17 protein-coding genes are annotated in these 14,865 nt (G+C 72.8%); 4 read left to right on the top strand and 13 right to left on the bottom strand.

Features of this window, described 5'->3' with window-relative positions; translation table 11 throughout:
* Positions 1 to 67: 67 nt before the first annotated feature.
* The 11 genes from lgt to hisI all read right to left on the bottom strand — a co-directional run bounded on the left by lgt (position 68) and on the right by hisI (position 9,467).
* Positions 68 to 1,138, bottom strand: a complete 1,071-nt coding sequence (gene lgt / locus ACFV1J_RS32355; RefSeq protein WP_385864088.1) for a prolipoprotein diacylglyceryl transferase — start codon at positions 1,136 to 1,138, stop codon at positions 68 to 70.
* 96 nt (positions 1,139 to 1,234) lie between these two features.
* Positions 1,235 to 2,257: a DsbA family protein gene (locus tag ACFV1J_RS32360; RefSeq protein WP_385864090.1), complete on the bottom strand. Its 1,023-nt coding sequence runs from the start codon at positions 2,255 to 2,257 to the stop codon at positions 1,235 to 1,237.
* A 137-nt stretch (positions 2,258 to 2,394) separates the two neighbouring features.
* Positions 2,395 to 3,213, bottom strand: a complete 819-nt coding sequence (gene trpA / locus ACFV1J_RS32365; RefSeq protein WP_385864091.1) for a tryptophan synthase subunit alpha — start codon at positions 3,211 to 3,213, stop codon at positions 2,395 to 2,397.
* Positions 3,213 to 4,493: a tryptophan synthase subunit beta gene (gene trpB / locus ACFV1J_RS32370; protein WP_385864093.1), complete on the bottom strand. Its 1,281-nt coding sequence runs from the start codon at positions 4,491 to 4,493 to the stop codon at positions 3,213 to 3,215. Before trpB ends, trpA begins: the two co-directional genes overlap by 1 nt.
* A gap of 112 nt (positions 4,494 to 4,605) precedes the next feature.
* Complete coding sequence (gene trpM / locus ACFV1J_RS32375) at positions 4,606 to 4,812, bottom strand: tryptophan biosynthesis modulator TrpM (protein ID WP_385864095.1); 207 nt, start codon at positions 4,810 to 4,812, stop codon at positions 4,606 to 4,608.
* Positions 4,813 to 4,830: 18 nt separating this feature from the next.
* Positions 4,831 to 5,640 (bottom strand): indole-3-glycerol phosphate synthase TrpC, encoded by an 810-nt coding sequence (gene trpC / locus ACFV1J_RS32380; RefSeq protein WP_030413643.1) that lies wholly within the window; start codon positions 5,638 to 5,640, stop codon positions 4,831 to 4,833.
* A gap of 151 nt (positions 5,641 to 5,791) precedes the next feature.
* Positions 5,792 to 6,238, bottom strand: a complete 447-nt coding sequence (locus ACFV1J_RS32385) for a DUF2752 domain-containing protein (RefSeq protein WP_385864097.1) — start codon at positions 6,236 to 6,238, stop codon at positions 5,792 to 5,794.
* Positions 6,239 to 6,397: 159 nt separating this feature from the next.
* Positions 6,398 to 6,640 carry an HGxxPAAW family protein gene (locus ACFV1J_RS32390; RefSeq protein WP_360941608.1) on the bottom strand — a complete coding sequence of 81 codons (243 nt, stop codon included), beginning with the start codon at positions 6,638 to 6,640 and terminating at the stop codon, positions 6,398 to 6,400.
* 85 nt (positions 6,641 to 6,725) lie between these two features.
* The gene (locus ACFV1J_RS32395) at positions 6,726 to 7,457 is read right to left on the bottom strand and encodes a TIGR02234 family membrane protein (RefSeq protein ID WP_385864099.1); all 732 of its coding nucleotides are present in this window, start codon (positions 7,455 to 7,457) and stop codon (positions 6,726 to 6,728) included.
* Positions 7,458 to 7,524: 67 nt separating this feature from the next.
* The gene (locus ACFV1J_RS32400; RefSeq protein ID WP_385864101.1) at positions 7,525 to 9,069 is read right to left on the bottom strand and encodes an anthranilate synthase component I; all 1,545 of its coding nucleotides are present in this window, start codon (positions 9,067 to 9,069) and stop codon (positions 7,525 to 7,527) included.
* Between the two features lie 11 nt (positions 9,070 to 9,080).
* Positions 9,081 to 9,467, bottom strand: coding sequence for a phosphoribosyl-AMP cyclohydrolase (gene hisI, locus ACFV1J_RS32405; protein ID WP_385864103.1), 387 nt, complete (start codon positions 9,465 to 9,467; stop codon positions 9,081 to 9,083).
* A 39-nt stretch (positions 9,468 to 9,506) separates the two neighbouring features.
* Between hisI and ACFV1J_RS32410 the strand changes: the two genes are divergently transcribed.
* The gene (locus tag ACFV1J_RS32410) at positions 9,507 to 9,653 is read left to right on the top strand and encodes a hypothetical protein (protein WP_385864105.1); all 147 of its coding nucleotides are present in this window, start codon (positions 9,507 to 9,509) and stop codon (positions 9,651 to 9,653) included.
* Positions 9,654 to 9,720: 67 nt separating this feature from the next.
* On the opposite strand, the gene ACFV1J_RS32415 is transcribed toward ACFV1J_RS32410, so the two are convergent.
* Positions 9,721 to 10,353 carry a TIGR03085 family metal-binding protein gene (locus ACFV1J_RS32415; RefSeq protein ID WP_385864106.1) on the bottom strand — a complete coding sequence of 211 codons (633 nt, stop codon included), beginning with the start codon at positions 10,351 to 10,353 and terminating at the stop codon, positions 9,721 to 9,723.
* 83 nt (positions 10,354 to 10,436) lie between these two features.
* Positions 10,437 to 11,336 carry a LysR family transcriptional regulator gene (locus ACFV1J_RS32420; protein WP_385864107.1) on the bottom strand — a complete coding sequence of 300 codons (900 nt, stop codon included), beginning with the start codon at positions 11,334 to 11,336 and terminating at the stop codon, positions 10,437 to 10,439.
* A 94-nt stretch (positions 11,337 to 11,430) separates the two neighbouring features.
* On the opposite strand from ACFV1J_RS32420, the gene ACFV1J_RS32425 reads away from it, so the two are divergent.
* The 3 genes from ACFV1J_RS32425 to ACFV1J_RS32435 are packed head-to-tail and all read left to right on the top strand — an operon-like array spanning position 11,431 to position 14,830.
* A complete protein-coding gene (locus ACFV1J_RS32425) occupies positions 11,431 to 12,138 on the top strand; it encodes a succinate dehydrogenase (protein WP_385864108.1) in 708 nt (235 codons plus the stop codon).
* A 2-nt stretch (positions 12,139 to 12,140) separates the two neighbouring features.
* Complete coding sequence (locus ACFV1J_RS32430) at positions 12,141 to 14,090, top strand: fumarate reductase/succinate dehydrogenase flavoprotein subunit (RefSeq protein ID WP_385864110.1); 1,950 nt, start codon at positions 12,141 to 12,143, stop codon at positions 14,088 to 14,090.
* Positions 14,087 to 14,830 carry a succinate dehydrogenase/fumarate reductase iron-sulfur subunit gene (locus ACFV1J_RS32435; protein WP_385864111.1) on the top strand — a complete coding sequence of 248 codons (744 nt, stop codon included), beginning with the start codon at positions 14,087 to 14,089 and terminating at the stop codon, positions 14,828 to 14,830. The genes ACFV1J_RS32430 and ACFV1J_RS32435 overlap by 4 nt, the downstream gene beginning before the upstream one ends.
* Positions 14,831 to 14,865 lie beyond the last annotated feature (35 nt).

Here is a 14,865-nt window from a genome sequence, read left to right on the forward strand (position 1 = left end):
GTCGTGTTCCATGCACAGATTGTGCCATCTGGGGCGAGTTGTCCTCAGGCCTCGAAGAACGTCAGACTCAGGACTTCTTGCTGTCCGCGGCCTCGGCGGCCGGCTCGTCGTCGGCCGGTGCGTCAGCGGCCGCCGCCTCCGGCTTCTCGTCCGGCTTCGGATCCGCCTTCTCGGTCTTCACAGCGGGCTTCTCGGCGGTCTTCGCGGCGGGCTTCTCGGCGGTCTTCGCGGCCGGGGTCTCGCCCTTGTCGTCGGTGGGCTCGGCCTCCGCGTCGCCCTTACCGGCCGCGGCGGCCTCCGCGGCCGCGCGCTCCTCCAGCGCTCCCGGCTCGACGACCTCTTCGCGTCCGGGCGCCTTCTTGGCGGAGACCACGAAGTAGGCGACGGCCAGGACGAAGACGATCAGCGCGGTCCAGACGTTCAGCCGCAGGCCCAGGATGTGGTGCGCCTCGTCGACCCGCATGTACTCGATCCAGGCGCGGCCCGCGCAGTAGGCGGCGACGTACAGCGCGAAGGCCCGTCCGTGGCCGAGCCGGAAGCGCTTGTCGGCCCAGATGACCAGCGCCGCGACGCCGAGGCACCACAGGCACTCGTAGAGGAAGGTCGGGTGGTAGGTGCCGCCGACGCGTCCGATGGCCGGGTCGGAGCTGATCTTCAGCGCCCAGGGCAGGTCGGTCGGCTTGCCGTAGAGCTCCTGGTTGAACCAGTTGCCCCAGCGGCCGATCGCCTGGCCGATCGCCAGGCCGGGGGCCAGCGCGTCGGCGTAGGCCGGCAGCGGGATGCCACGGCGGCGGCAGCCGATCCAGGCCCCGACGGCGCCGAGCGCCACCGCACCCCAGATGCCCAGGCCGCCCTCCCACACCTTGAAGGCGTCGAGCGGGTGCCCGTCCTTGCCGAAGTACGGCTCGTACGTCGTGATGACGTGGTAGAGACGGCCGCCGACCAATCCGAAGGGCACGGCCCACACGGCGATGTCGGCGACCGTGCCGGAACGGCCGCCGCGCTGGATCCAGCGCTTGTTGCCGAGCCAGACGCCCACGAAGACGCCGATGATGATGCAGAACGCGTAGCCGCGCAGCGGGATCGGGCCGAGGTGTACGACGCCGACCGACGGGCTGGGAATGAATGCGAGTTCCATGGCAGGGACGACGCTACCGCGCCGGGCCGGGTGGGCGACAACCCGCCCGGCAACGGCTGCGTAACGACCCCGCCGGTGTGCGGTGACGCTGTGTGGCTAGGAGGAGGGCGGGACCATCGCCCCGTGGGTGGCGTGCGCGCCGGTGCCGGGTGCGACGCCGGTGCCCGTGCCGGGGGCGGCACTCGCGGCGGGCGGGGCGCCGTGTCCCCGCGAGGCTCCGTGGCCCCGCGACGCTCCGTGGCCCGACGAGCCGCCGTGGCCCGACGAGCCGCCGTGGCCCGACGAGCCGCTGTGGCCCGGCGAGCCGCTCGGGGCGGACGGGGCGCCGGTGCCCGGCTGCTTGCCCTTGTTGGTGTCCAGGACCATCTTCCTCAGGTCCGCCGGGGTCATCCGGCCGCCCTTGAGCTTGGCGAGGTCCTTGCCGTTGAGCAGGACGGTCGGGGTGCCGCGGTATCCGGAGGTGGCGAAGGCGTCGTTGGACCTGCGGACGAAGGCGTCGTACTTGCCGTCGTTGACGCAGGCGGTGAAGGCGGGGGTGGTGAGGCCCTTGATCTTGCCGGCCAGCTGGAGGAGGTACTTCTTGTCGGCGAACTTGTCCTCCTGCTCGGGCGGTTGGTTCGCGTAGAGGACGTCGTGGTAGTCGCGGAACCGTCCGGCGTCCTGGGCGCACAGCGCGGCGTTGGCGGCGTTGAGGGAGCCCTTGCCGCCGGCGTTGCCGTCGATGATCGTCACGAGGTGGTACTCGCTCTTCAGCTGGCCCTTGTCCTGGAGTTCGTGGATCACCGGGCGGAAGCCGGTTTCGAACTGCCGGCAGGCGGGGCAGCGGAAGTCCTCCCACACCGTGAGGGTGGAGGGGGCGTTGGGTGCGCCCACGGGGACGGCTGGTCTGTTGCCGCCGCTGGCCTGTTTCGGCAGGGCGGTCTCGTTGTCGGAGCTGCTGCCGCCGCTGCCCGACGACATCACCCAGGCGGCGATGCCGCCGGCGATCGCCAGCACCACCAGCACCGCCCCGGCGACGATCGCCTGCCGGCTGCGCCGGGCGCGCGCCCTTTCCTTCTCCCGCTGGGCCTGCAGCCGCTCGCGGGCGCTTCTCTTACCCTCTTCGTTCTTCTGGCTCACGCCCCTGACAAACGAAGCGGAGGGGTGCCGCCGCACCCCTCCGCACCGATGTTCGCCCTATCGAGGGACGGTGTTCCGTGCCGCCGTGGACGTCCGCCGTCCCTGGGGGCGGCGGCGTCCGCCCCCGGCCCGTGGCCTCAGGAGCGCGTGCGCACGCCCTCGGCCAGCTCGCCCGCCAGGGCGCGCACCCCGGCGAGACCGGCCTGTTCGTCGCCGTCGGTCTCCAGCAGCCGCTTGACGAACGCCGAGCCGACGATCACGCCGTCCGCGAACTGCGCCACCTCGGCGGCCTGGGTGGCGTTGGAGACGCCCAGGCCGACGCAGACCGGCAGCTCGGTGGTGGCGCGGGTGCGCACGACCAGTTCCTGGGCCTCCCGGCCGACGGAGGCGCGGGTGCCGGTGACGCCCATCAGCGAGGCGGCGTAGACGAAGCCGCTGCCGGCCGCGGTGATCTTGGCGAGCCGCTCGTCCCGGCTGCTCGGTGCGACCACGAAGACGGTGGCCAGCCCGTGCTGCTCGGCGGCCTTGCGCCACACCTCGGACTCCTCGACGGGGAGGTCCGGCAGGATGCAGCCCGCGCCGCCGGCCTCGGCCAGGTCGGCCGCGAACCGCTCGACACCGTAGGCGTCGACGGGGTTCCAGTACGTCATGCACAGCACCGGTGCGCCGGTGGCGGCGTGCACCTCGCGGACCGTGCGGATCACGTCGACGATCTTCACGCCGCCGCGCAGCGCGATGTCGTCGGCGGTCTGGATGACCGGGCCGTCCAGGACCGGGTCGCTGTGCGGCAGGCCGACCTCGACGATGTCGCAGCCGCCGTCCAGCATCTCGGTCATCGCGCGGATGCCGCCGTCGACGGTCGGGAAGCCGGCCGGGAGGTAGCCGACGAGCGCGGCGCGGTTCTCCGCCCTGGCCTGGGCCAGTACGGAATTGAGCAGTTCGATGTTGCCCGCCATCACTTCTCCCCCTCGCCGGTCGGCTGGACCGCGCCGTTGACGTCGGCTGCGCCCTTGTCGTCGTACAGCCCGAAGTACCGCGCAGCGGTGTCCATGTCCTTGTCGCCGCGGCCGGAGAGGTTGACCAGCAGCAGGCCGTCCGGGCCCAGTTCGCGGCCGACCTCCAGGGCGCCGGCCAGCGCGTGGGCGCTCTCGATGGCCGGGATGATGCCCTCGGTGCGCGAGAGCAGCCGCAGTGCCTGCATCGCGGCGTCGTCGGTGACGGCGCGGTACTCGGCGCGGCCGACGTCCTTGAGGTAGGCGTGCTCGGGGCCGATGCCGGGGTAGTCCAGGCCGGCCGAGATCGAGTACGGCTCGGTGATCTGGCCGTCCTCGTCCTGGAGGACGTAGCTGCGCGAGCCGTGCAGGATGCCGGGGGTGCCCTCGGTGAGGGTGGCGGCGTGCTCGCCGGTCTCGACGCCGTGGCCGCCCGGCTCGCAGCCGATCAGCCGGACATCGCTGTCGGGCAGGAAGGCGTGGAACAGGCCGATGGCGTTGGAGCCACCGCCGACGCAGGCCAGCGCGGCGTCCGGCAGGCGGCCGGCGCGCTCCAGGATCTGCCGGCGGGCCTCGACGCCGATGACGCGGTGGAAGTCGCGCACCAGGGCCGGGAAGGGGTGCGGGCCGGCGACCGTGCCGAAGAGGTAGTGGGTGCGGTCGACGTTGGCGACCCAGTCGCGGAACGCCTCGTTGATGGCGTCCTTGAGGGTGCGGCTGCCGGACTTCACGGCGATGACCTCGGCGCCGAGCATCCGCATCCGGGCGACGTTGAGGGCCTGCCGCTGGGTGTCGACCTCGCCCATGTAGATGGTGCAGTCGAGGCCGAAGAGGGCGCAGGCGGTGGCGGTGGCGACGCCGTGCTGGCCGGCGCCGGTCTCGGCGATGACCCGGGTCTTGCCCATGCGCTTGGTGAGCAGCGCCTGGCCCAGCACGTTGTTGATCTTGTGCGAGCCGGTGTGGTTGAGGTCCTCGCGCTTGAGGAACACCCGGGCCCCGCCGGCGTGTTCGGCGAACCGCGGCACCTCGGTGAGCGCGCTGGGGCGCCCGGTGTAGTTGACCATCAGGTCGTCGAGCTCGGCGGCGAACGCCGGGTCGGCCTTGGCCTTCTCGTACTCGGCCGCGACCTCGTCGACCGCGGCTACCAGCGCCTCGGGGATGAACTTGCCGCCGAAGGCGCCGAAATAGCCTTCGGGGCTGGGCACCTGCCCGTCGGGGTCGGGAAGGAAGAAGTCGGAGGACATGAAACGCGCTCCTCGATCGGGGCTCACGCCCCGCACTGTGGGATTTCGGACATCACGCTACGGAAGAGGGCTGCCGCGCAGGCCGGTACCGGGGACGGGTGTCCGTCCCCGGTCAGCGTGCGGCAGCGCTGCGCCATCGGCGCCCGTTGATCTGTCCCGGCTCCGAGCCGATGTGGTAGCGCACCCGCCGTCCGCGGACCCGGCGGGCGGGCGCGCGGCAGCCGCGGTGCCACGGGGGCAGCGCGCAGGCGAGCAGCACCGCCGGCCCGGAGCGGGGGTCCGTGCCGGGGCGGCGGGTGCGGGAGGAGGTGGCGGTCATCCGAAGGTCCGGGGGGCGTCAGGCCCGTCCGTGGCGGATCGCCGGGTGGGAACCGGCGGCCACCAGGTCGGCCACCGCGGTCTTGGGGTCCTTGCCGGTGACCAGCGACTCGCCGACCAGGACCGCGTCCGCGCCGTCGTTGGCGTAGGCGATCAGGTCGTGCGGTCCGCGGACGCCGGATTCGGCGATCTTGACGATGTGGTCCGGGATCTCGGGGGCGACCCGGGCGAAGTTGCCGCGGTCGACCTCCAGCGTCTTGAGGTTGCGGGCGTTGACGCCGATGATCCGGGCGCCGGCGTCCACCGCGCGGGCGACCTCTTCCTCGTCGTGCACCTCGACCAGCGGCGTCAGCCCGATCGACTCGGCCCGCTCGATCAGCGAGACCAGCGCCTCCTGCTCCAGCGCGGAGACGATCAGCAGGGCGAGGTCGGCACCGTAGGCGCGGGCCTCCCACAGCTGGTAGGCGGTGACGATGAAGTCCTTGCGCAGCACGGGGATGTCGACCCGGGCCCGGACGGCCTCCAGGTCGGCCAGCGAACCGCCGAACTTGCGCTGTTCGGTCAGTACGGAGATCACCGCGGCGCCGCCGGCTTCGTAGTCCGCGGCCAGGCCGGCCGGGTCGGCGATCGCGGCCAGCGCGCCCTTGGAGGGGCTGGAGCGCTTGACCTCGCAGATGACCGTGACGCTTTCGCCCTTGAGTGCCGCGACACCGTCCATCGCGGGGCGTGCCTTACGGGCCCGCTCCTTGAGCTCGTCGAGGGAGGTGTGCGCCTGCCGCTCGGCCAGGTCGGCACGGACCCCGTCGATGATCTCGTCGAGCACACTCACGCGAGCGGCCTCCTTCTTGAGCGGGGGAGGTGGACAGTGGCCCGTGGGACGCACTGCCCCATCCGGCACTCCGATGGTATCCGCCGCGGGATGCAGGTCCCGCATCCGGTTGACCGTGGTCCCACAGGCTGGACACCCGCGCACCGGCTGCTCATGGCGCCAGGCCGCTGCCGAAGGGGAGGTTGCGGACGACCGTGAAGACCAGCAGCAGTCCGCCCAGCGCCCACCAGTGCGCGGCCCGCGGCCGTGGTCCGGCCGTGCGGAGCCCGCGGGCCGCCCGGCCGGCCCAGACCGCCCAGAAGGCCGCACCGGCGGCGCAGGCGGCCACCAGGAGGGCGTTGGCGGCCAGGGCCGCGGTCAGGTCCGCGTGGGCGAGCGCGTGGGCGCTGCGGAGCCCGCCGCAGGCCGGGCAGAGGACGCCCGTGAGGTGCCGCAGCGGGCACACGGGGTAGTGGCCGGGCTCGTTCGGGTCGACGGCGCCCACGTAGCCGAACGCGGCGAGGGCGGCGGTCAGGGTGCCCAGCGGGGCCCGGAGCCGGCGGGGCAGTCCGGCCGCCGGCGGGGCTGGGGGCCGGGCGCCGGCCGCGCGATCGCTCACGTGCCGATTGTGCGCGGATACCCGCGAAGGCGCAGCTTCTCGGCCGCCGTACGGGATGGGCACGGACGGCGGGTACGGCACCGGTGGGGTGCGTACGGGCCGGGAAGCGGCGCCTTCGGGGGCGGGGCGGTCCGGAGGATCACCCGGTGCGGGCCGGGCTCAGCCCTCCTGCGGCTGGGCCTGGGGGGTACGGGCCTTCGCCGCGCGCTTGGGCTCCTGGCCCAGGCCGGCCGCGCGCATCAGACCGCCGGCCACGGCGCCGGCGCCGATGAGCACCATGCCGGCCCAGAAGCCGGGCACGCTCCCCAGCACGATGAAGGCTCCGGCGACACAGAAGCCGATGAACGAGATGATGACGCCGGTCCAGGCTGCGGGGGTGTGTCCGTGGCCGCTGCTCGACATGAGTGCTCCTCGATGCTCTATCGCGCCGGGGTCCGGGCGCGGTGATCCTCGGCGTCCATTGTCACCGATGCCCGGCGGAGCCCTTTTACCGGGTGGGGTCCTCACCGCGGTCCAGGGACTTCCAGATTTCCTCCGGGCGGTCCAGATCCGGGGCCGCCGGGGCACGGCGCGCGCCGCGGGCGCCGCCGGGTGTGCGCTCGTACCGGCCCGACATCGCGGGCCAGCGGCGCCCGTACACCAGGGCCAGGACGCCGGCGACGAGCAGCAGCAGACCGCCGGCCGCGGCCACCCACGGCCAGCCGGTGTGCGTGACGTGATGCACATCGGCGCCGGTCAGGCCGACGGCGGTGGCCGCCTTCTCGCGCAGTGCGGAGGTGTCGGCGTTGCCGAGCACGGCGGCGACGACGATGCCGGTGCCGCTGAGCGCGAGCAGCGTGGCGACCGCGATCCGGCCGGCCCGGCGGACCGCGAAGACGGCGACCAGCGCGGCCAGGCCGACCACGGCCAGGGCGCCGGGGACGCCGGTGACGTCGGCGCCGGTGACGGTGCGGGGCAGTTCGCCCTGGGCCAGCACCGCGGAGCCGCGGGCCCAGGTGCGGCCGGAGGCCAGCAGGGCCAGGCCGGCGCCGGCCGCGCCGGTCAGCAGCGCGAGCGCGAGGCTGCGCCGGGCGCCGCCGGTCCGGGCCGGACCGGACGGGGTGGCGGCCGGGGACGCGGTCCCGTCCGAAGGCGCGGGGTCCGGGGACCCGGTGACGTCCGGGGATTCGGTGGCGTCCGAGGGGTCGGTGTCGGCGGGGGTCTGCGGTGCGGCACTCACGCGTACCACTATCGCGCACCGGCCGGCGGGGGCCGGTGCGCGGGGGTGGTGCCGGGCGGGCGGTGGGCTACCGGCCCAGGTGGTTGGCGGTGTGCACGGCGCGGAGCACCGCCGCCGCCTTGTTGCGGCACTCGGTGTCCTCGGCCACCGGGTCGGAGTCGGCGACCACGCCGGCGCCGGCCTGGACGTAGGCGGTGCCGTCCCGCAGCAGGGCGGTGCGGATCGCGATGGCGGTGTCGGAGTCGCCGGCGAAGTCGAGGTAGCCCACACAGCCGCCGTACAGGCCGCGCTTGGTCGGCTCCAGCTCCTCGATGATCTGCATGGCGCGCGGCTTGGGCGCGCCGGAGAGGGTGCCGGCCGGGAAGCAGGCGGTGAGCACGTCGAAGGCGGTGCGGCCCTCGGCGACCTGGCCGGTGACCGTCGAGACGATGTGCATCACATGGCTGTAGCGCTCGACGGACATGAAGTCGACGACCTCGACGCTGCCCGGTGCGCAGACCCGGCCGAGGTCGTTGCGGCCGAGGTCGACCAGCATCAGGTGCTCGGCGCGCTCCTTGGGGTCGGCCATCAGCTCGTCGGCGAGGGCCTGGTCCTCCTGGACGGAGGCGCCGCGCGGGCGGGTGCCGGCGATGGGGTGGACCATGGCCCGGCCGCCCTCGACCTTGACCAGCGCCTCGGGGCTGGAGCCCACCACGTCGAAGGCCACACCGTCGGGGCCCTCGGCCGCCTCGAAGCGGAAGAGGTACATGTACGGGCTGGGGTTGGTGGCCCGCAGTACCCGGTAGACGTCCAACGCGCTTGCCGTACAGGGGGTTTCGAAGCGCTGGGAGGGCACCACCTGGAATGCCTCGCCGGCCCGGATGCGTTCCTTGATGTCCTCGACGGCCTCCTGGTAGGCAGGGCCGCCCCACTCGGCGGTGTACGCGGGGACCTCGGACGGCGGCAGCGCGGCGGCGCTGGCCGGCGCGGGCCGGGCGAGGTCGTCGGCCATGGTGTCCAGGCGGGCCACCGCGTCGGCGTACGCCTCGTCGATGCCGGTGTCGAGGTCGTTGTGGTTGATCGCGTTGGCGATCAGCAGGACCGTGCCGTTCCAGTGGTCGAGGACGGCGAGGTCGGAGGTGAGCAGCATGGTCAGCTCGGGCAGCCGGAGGTCGTCGGCGGTGCTGTCGCCGATCTTCTCCAGGCGGCGCACGATGTCGTAGCCGAGGTAGCCGACCATGCCGCCGGTGAAGGGCGGCAGGCCCGCGCCCTCGATGAGGTCGCGGGGGGTGTGCAGCGTCTCGACGGTGGCGCGCAGCGCGGCCAGCGGGTCGCCGTCGGTGGGCACGCCGACCGGCGGGGTGCCGAGCCAGTGCGCCCGGCCGTCGCGGGCGGTGAGGGTGGCGGCGCTGCGGACGCCGATGAAGGAGTAGCGCGACCACGTGCGGCCGTTCTCGGCGGATTCCAGCAGGAAGGTGCCGGGGCGCTCGGCGGCGAGTTTTCGGTACAGCCCGACCGGTGTGTCGCCGTCCGCGAGCAGGCGGCGGGTGACGGGGATGACCCGCCGGTCCTTGGCGAGCGTACGGAAGGTGTCGAGGTCCGGATGGGCGGTGCCGGTGGTTCCCGTGGTCATGGCAGCGGAGCCTACTGGTCCTGGTCGGGCCCGGTCGTCAGCACGTCGGCCTCGAAGCAGGTGCGCGCGCCGGTGTGGCAGGCGGCACCGACCTGGTCGACCTTGACCAGGAGGGTGTCCGCGTCGCAGTCCAGGGCGACCGACTTGACGTACTGGACGTGGCCGGAGGTGTCGCCCTTGACCCAGTACTCCTGGCGGCTGCGGGACCAGTACGTGCAGCGGCCGGTGGTCAGTGTGCGGTGCAGCGCCTCGTCGTCCATCCAGCCCATCATCAGCACCTCACCGGTGTCGTACTGCTGGGCGATGGCGGGCACCAGGCCGTCGGCGCCGCGCTTGAGGCGGGCGGCGATCGCGGGGTCCAGTGCGGAGTCGGCGAGGGGCGTGCGGCTGCTGCTCATGGCTCCATTGTGCCGTGCGGGCCCTGTCATCCTGCAGATATGCCCCCGCAACCGCCGCCGCCCGTACCACCGCCCCCGCCGGAGCCCGACCGGGCCGCGCGGGTGGCGGCGCGGGTGCTGGGGGCGGTGTTCGCGGCGGCGGTGGTGGTGGCGGTGGTGGTCGTGCTGGTGCTGCTGCACCGGTGAGGGCGCGGACCGGGGCGTGCCCCCGCATCGGCAGGGCCCGGCCCGGGCCCGGCGGCGCGGAGGTCCCTCAGATGCCGAGCTTCGTCGCCAGCAGCCGGTCGACCGCGTCCTTGTCGCCGTCCAGCTGGACGTTGGCGACCTGCTGCCGGCCGAAGGCGAACAGCGTCAGCTCGCCCGGCTCGCCGACGACGGTGACGACCGGTGTGCCGCGATGGGCGACCGCCGTGCGCCCGTCCGGGCGGCGCAGCACCAGCCCGACGGGTGAGCGGCGGCCCAGGACGCGGGCCATCCGCTCGACCCGGGTCCACAGCGCGTCCGCGAAGACGGGGTCCACCTCGCGCGGGGTCCATTCCGGTTGGGCGCGCCGGACGTCCTCGGCGTGGACGTAGAACTCGACGGTGTTGGACGCCTCGTCGACCGGCTTGAGCGCGAACGGCGACAGCCTGGGCGGGCCGGTCCTGATCAGGTGGATCAGCTCGCCGTACGGCTTGGCCGCGAACTCCGCCTGCACCCGCTGCAGCCGGGCCGCGAGCGGTTTGACCAGCAGCCCGCCGGCCGCGTCGGCGCGCCGCTCGCGGACGACCACGTGCGCGGCCAGATCCCGGGTGGTCCAGTTCTCACAGAGCGTCGGCGCCTCCGGCCCGGCGCTCTCCAACAGGTCGGCGAGGAGGAGCCGTTCACGCTTCGCATGGGTCGACATACCGGCCACCCTACGGCCGGTCGCGATCACCTGCCACGGCGCCGCGCGGCGGTGGGCGACGGGCCGGAACGCCCGCCGGGGCCCTACGACGGCCGCAGGCCCAGGTGTTCCTTCAGGATGCGTGCCAGTTCGCGGGCGGCGCGGGACGGGGAGACGTCGCCGCGGTGGGCGACGGAGACGACGCGGTGCATGCCGGGGGTGGCGAACGACGTGATGCGCAGGCCGGAGCGTTCGGCGACCATGCTGGGCACGACGGCGATGCCCAGGCCGGCGCGGACGAAGCCGAGGACCGCGTCCATCTCGCCGCCCTCGACGGTGAAGGTCGGCTCGAAGCCGGCCGCGCGGCACGCCGCGGTGGTGAATTCCCGCAGGTCGTAGCCGCGGCGGAACATGGCCAGCGGGCGGCCGCGGAGGTCCTCGACGCGGATCCGGGTGCGCCGGCCGGTCACCGGGGCGGGCCGGTCCGGGGCGGAGACCACGACCAGTTCCTCGCGCAGCAGCTCGGAGGTGACCAGCGCGGGGGCCTGGACGGGCAGCGGGGTGATGATCAGGGCCAGGTCGAGCGCGCCGTCGGCCAGGGCACGCACCAGGTCCTGGGAGCCGTCCTCGGTGACGATCAGGTCGACGCCGGGGTAGGTCGCGTGGAAGGTGCTCAGGACGTCGGGAACGAGGCTGGCGCAGAGGCTGGGCGGGGCGCCGAGCCGCAGCCGGCCGCGACGCAGCTGGGCGACCTCCTGGACCTCGCGGCGGGCGGTCTCGGCGTCGGCGAGGATCCGGCGGGCCAGCGGCAGCAGGGTCTCGCCGGCGTCGGTGAGGGTGATGTGGCCGCGGGCGCGGTGGAAGAGCTCGGCGCCCAGTTCCCGTTCCAGGGACCGGATCTGCTGGGACAGGGAGGGCTGGGCGACGTGCTCGCGTTCGGCGGCGCGGGTGAAGTGGCGGGTGTCGGCGACCGCGGTGAAGTAGCGGAGCTGCTGCAGCTGCATACGGGAAAGGTAAGGCATCGATAGCCTCAGCCTATGGAGATGAGCCGGAGCATGTCTTGGACTGATGGCGGCGTGCTCCTTACGGTCGGGACCCATGGCACTGGCAACGCGGACGGACCGACGACCGTCCATGACCCGCACGCTCTGGGACAGCTCCGTCGGCAAGAAGACCGTGATGGCCGTGAGCGGGCTGATCATGCTGCTCTACCTGGTCGTCCACATGATCGGGAACCTGAAGATCTTCTTCGGCCCTGAGGAGATCAATCACTACGCCCGCTGGCTGCGCACCATGGGTGAGCCGGTCCTCCACCACGAGTGGGGCCTGTGGATCGTGCGGGTCGTGCTCGTCGTCGCCGTCGTCGCCCACGCCACGTCCGCGTATCAGCTCAGCCGCCGCGACATCAAGGCGCGCCCCAGCAAGTACGTGCACAAGAAGCCGCGGGCCAGCTACGCCACCCGCACCATGCGCTGGGGCGGCATCATCCTCGGCCTGTTCATCGTCTGGCACCTCCTCGACCTGACGACCGGCACGGTGCACCCCGACGGGTACCAGCACCTGCACCCGTACCAGAACATCATCGACACCTTCTCCACCTGGTACGGCAACGTCATCTACCTCGTCGCGATGCTGGCGCTCGGCCTGCACGTGCGGCACGGCTTCTGGAGCGCGGCGCAGAGCCTCGGCGTCGGCAGCCGCACCCGTGACCGCCTCCTGAAGACCACCGCCCACGTCCTCGCGCTGGTGCTGACGGTGGGCTTCGTCTCCGTACCCGTCGCCGTCATGACCGGAGTGGTGAGCTGACCATGTCTCCTTACGCCGACTACGCGACCGGGGAGCCGGTCGCCGACACCAAGGCGCCGGCCGGGCCGGTCGCCGAGCGCTGGGACACCCGCCGCTTCGAGGCGAAGCTGGTGAACCCGGCCAACCGCCGCAAGCACACCGTCATCGTCGTCGGCACCGGGCTCGCCGGCGGTGCGGCCGGTGCCACCCTCGCCGAACAGGGCTACCACGTCGAGCAGTTCTGCTACCAGGACTCGCCGCGCCGGGCGCACTCGATCGCCGCGCAGGGCGGGATCAACGCGGCGAAGAACTACCGCAACGACGGCGACTCGGTCCACCGGCTCTTCTACGACACCGTCAAGGGCGGCGACTTCCGGGCCCGTGAGTCCAATGTGCACCGCCTCGCCCAGATATCGGTCGAGATCATCGACCAGTGCGTGGCCCAGGGCGTGCCGTTCGCCCGCGAGTACGGCGGTCTGCTCGACACCCGCTCCTTCGGCGGCGTCCAGGTCTCCCGCACCTTCTACGCCCGTGGCCAGACGGGCCAGCAGCTGCTGCTCGGCGCCTATCAGGCGCTGTCCCGGCAGATCGCGGCGGGGAACGTGACGATGCACCCGCGGACCGAGATGCTGGACCTGATCGTGGTGGACGGCCGGGCCCGCGGCATCGTGGCCCGGGACCTGGTCACCGGCACGATCGACACCTACTTCGCCGATGCCGTCGTCCTGGCCAGCGGCGGCTACGGCAACGTCTTCTACCTGTCGACGAACGCCATGAACTCCAACGCGACCGCGATCTGGCGGGCGCACCGGCGCGGCGCGTACTTCGCCAACCCCTGCTTCACCCAGATCCACCCGACCTGCATCCCGCGCACCGGCGACCACCAGTCCAAGCTGACGCTGATGAGCGAGTCGCTGCGCAACGACGGCCGGATCTGGGTGCCGAAGGCGAAGGGCGACGACCGGCCGCCGCACCGGATCCCCGAGGACGAGCGCGACTACTACCTGGAGCGCATCTACCCGTCCTTCGGCAACCTGGTCCCCCGCGACATCGCCTCGCGCGCCGCGAAGAACGTCTGCGACGAGGGCCGCGGCGTCGGCCCGGGCGGGCAGGGCGTCTACCTGGACTTCGCGGACGCGATCCGGCGCATGGGCAGGGCGGCCGTCGAGGCCAAGTACGGCAACCTCTTCGACATGTACCAGCGGATCACCGACGAGGATCCGTACGAGGTGCCGATGCGGATCTACCCCGCCGTGCACTACACGATGGGCGGGCTGTGGGTCGACTACGACCTGCAGACCACCGTTCCCGGCCTGTTCGCGATCGGTGAGGCCAACTTCTCCGACCACGGCGCCAACCGGCTCGGCGCGTCCGCGCTGATGCAGGGCCTGGCCGACGGCTATTTCGTGCTGCCGTCGACGATCAACGACTACCTGGCGCGCCATCCGCACGAGGACGAGGTGGGCGCCGAGCACCCGGTCGTCCAAGAAGTCCTCGCCGAGACCGAGGACCGGCTCCACCTCCTCCTGGCCGTCGACGGCGACCGGACGCCGGACTCCTTCCACCGTGAACTCGGCGAGCTGATGTGGGAGTTCTGCGGTATGGCCCGTACGGATGCGGGGCTCCGCAAGGCGCTGGAGCGGATCCCGCAGATCCGCGAGGAGTTCTGGCGCCGCATCAAGGTGCCCGGCACCGGCGCAGAGTTCAACCAGTCCCTGGAGAAGGCCAACCGGATCGTCGACTACCTGGAGCTCGCCGAGCTGATGTGTCTCGACGCGCTGCACCGGGCCGAGTCCTGCGGCGGACACTTCCGGGAGGAGTCCCAGACCCCGGACGGCGAGGCGGCCCGCAGGGACGACGCGTTCTCCTACGCCGCCGCCTGGGAGTTCACGGGAACGGGCGAGGCCCCGACCCTGCACAAGGAAGACCTGGTCTTCGAGTACGTCCACCCCACCCAGCGGAGCTACGCATGAGGCTCACCCTGCGCGTCTGGCGCCAGAAGAACGCCGACACCGAAGGCGCCATGTCCACGTACGAGGTGGACGGCATCTCGCCCGACATGTCCTTCCTGGAGATGCTGGACGTCCTCAACGAACAGCTCATCCTGTCCGGCGACGAACCCGTCGCCTTCGACCACGACTGCCGCGAGGGCATCTGCGGCGCCTGCTCGCTCGTCATCAACGGCGACGCGCACGGCCCGGAGCACACCACCACCTGCCAGCTGCACATGCGGTCCTTCCAGGACGGCGACACCATCGACATCGAGCCGTGGCGGGCCGCCGCCTTCCCGGTCGTCAAGGACCTCGTCGTCGACCGCTCGGCCTTCGACCGGATCATCCAGGCCGGCGGCTACATCACCGTCCCCACGGGAGCGGCGCCGGAGGCCCATGCCACCCCCGTCCCCAAGCCGGACGCGGACTTCGCCTTCGAGCACGCCGAGTGCATCGGCTGCGGCGCCTGCGTGGCCGCCTGCCCCAACGGCGCCGCGATGCTCTTCACCTCGGCCAAGGTCAACCACCTGGGCGTCCTGCCGCAGGGCGCCCCGGAACGCGAGTCCCGGGTCCTGGACATGGTGGCCCGGATGGACGAGGAGGGCTTCGGCGGCTGCACCCTCACCGGCGAATGCGCCACCGCCTGCCCCAAGGGCATCCCGCTGTTCAGCATCACGAGGATGAACCGCGAGTTCGTCCGCGCGGCACGCAAGGGGCGCTGACGGCCCCCGGCCGAGAGGGAGCCGGGGCGCGGGGC

Origin of the sequence: Streptomyces sp. NPDC059649 (genome assembly GCF_042734445.1) — a bacterium.
Taxonomy (GTDB): domain Bacteria; phylum Actinomycetota; class Actinomycetes; order Streptomycetales; family Streptomycetaceae; genus Streptomyces.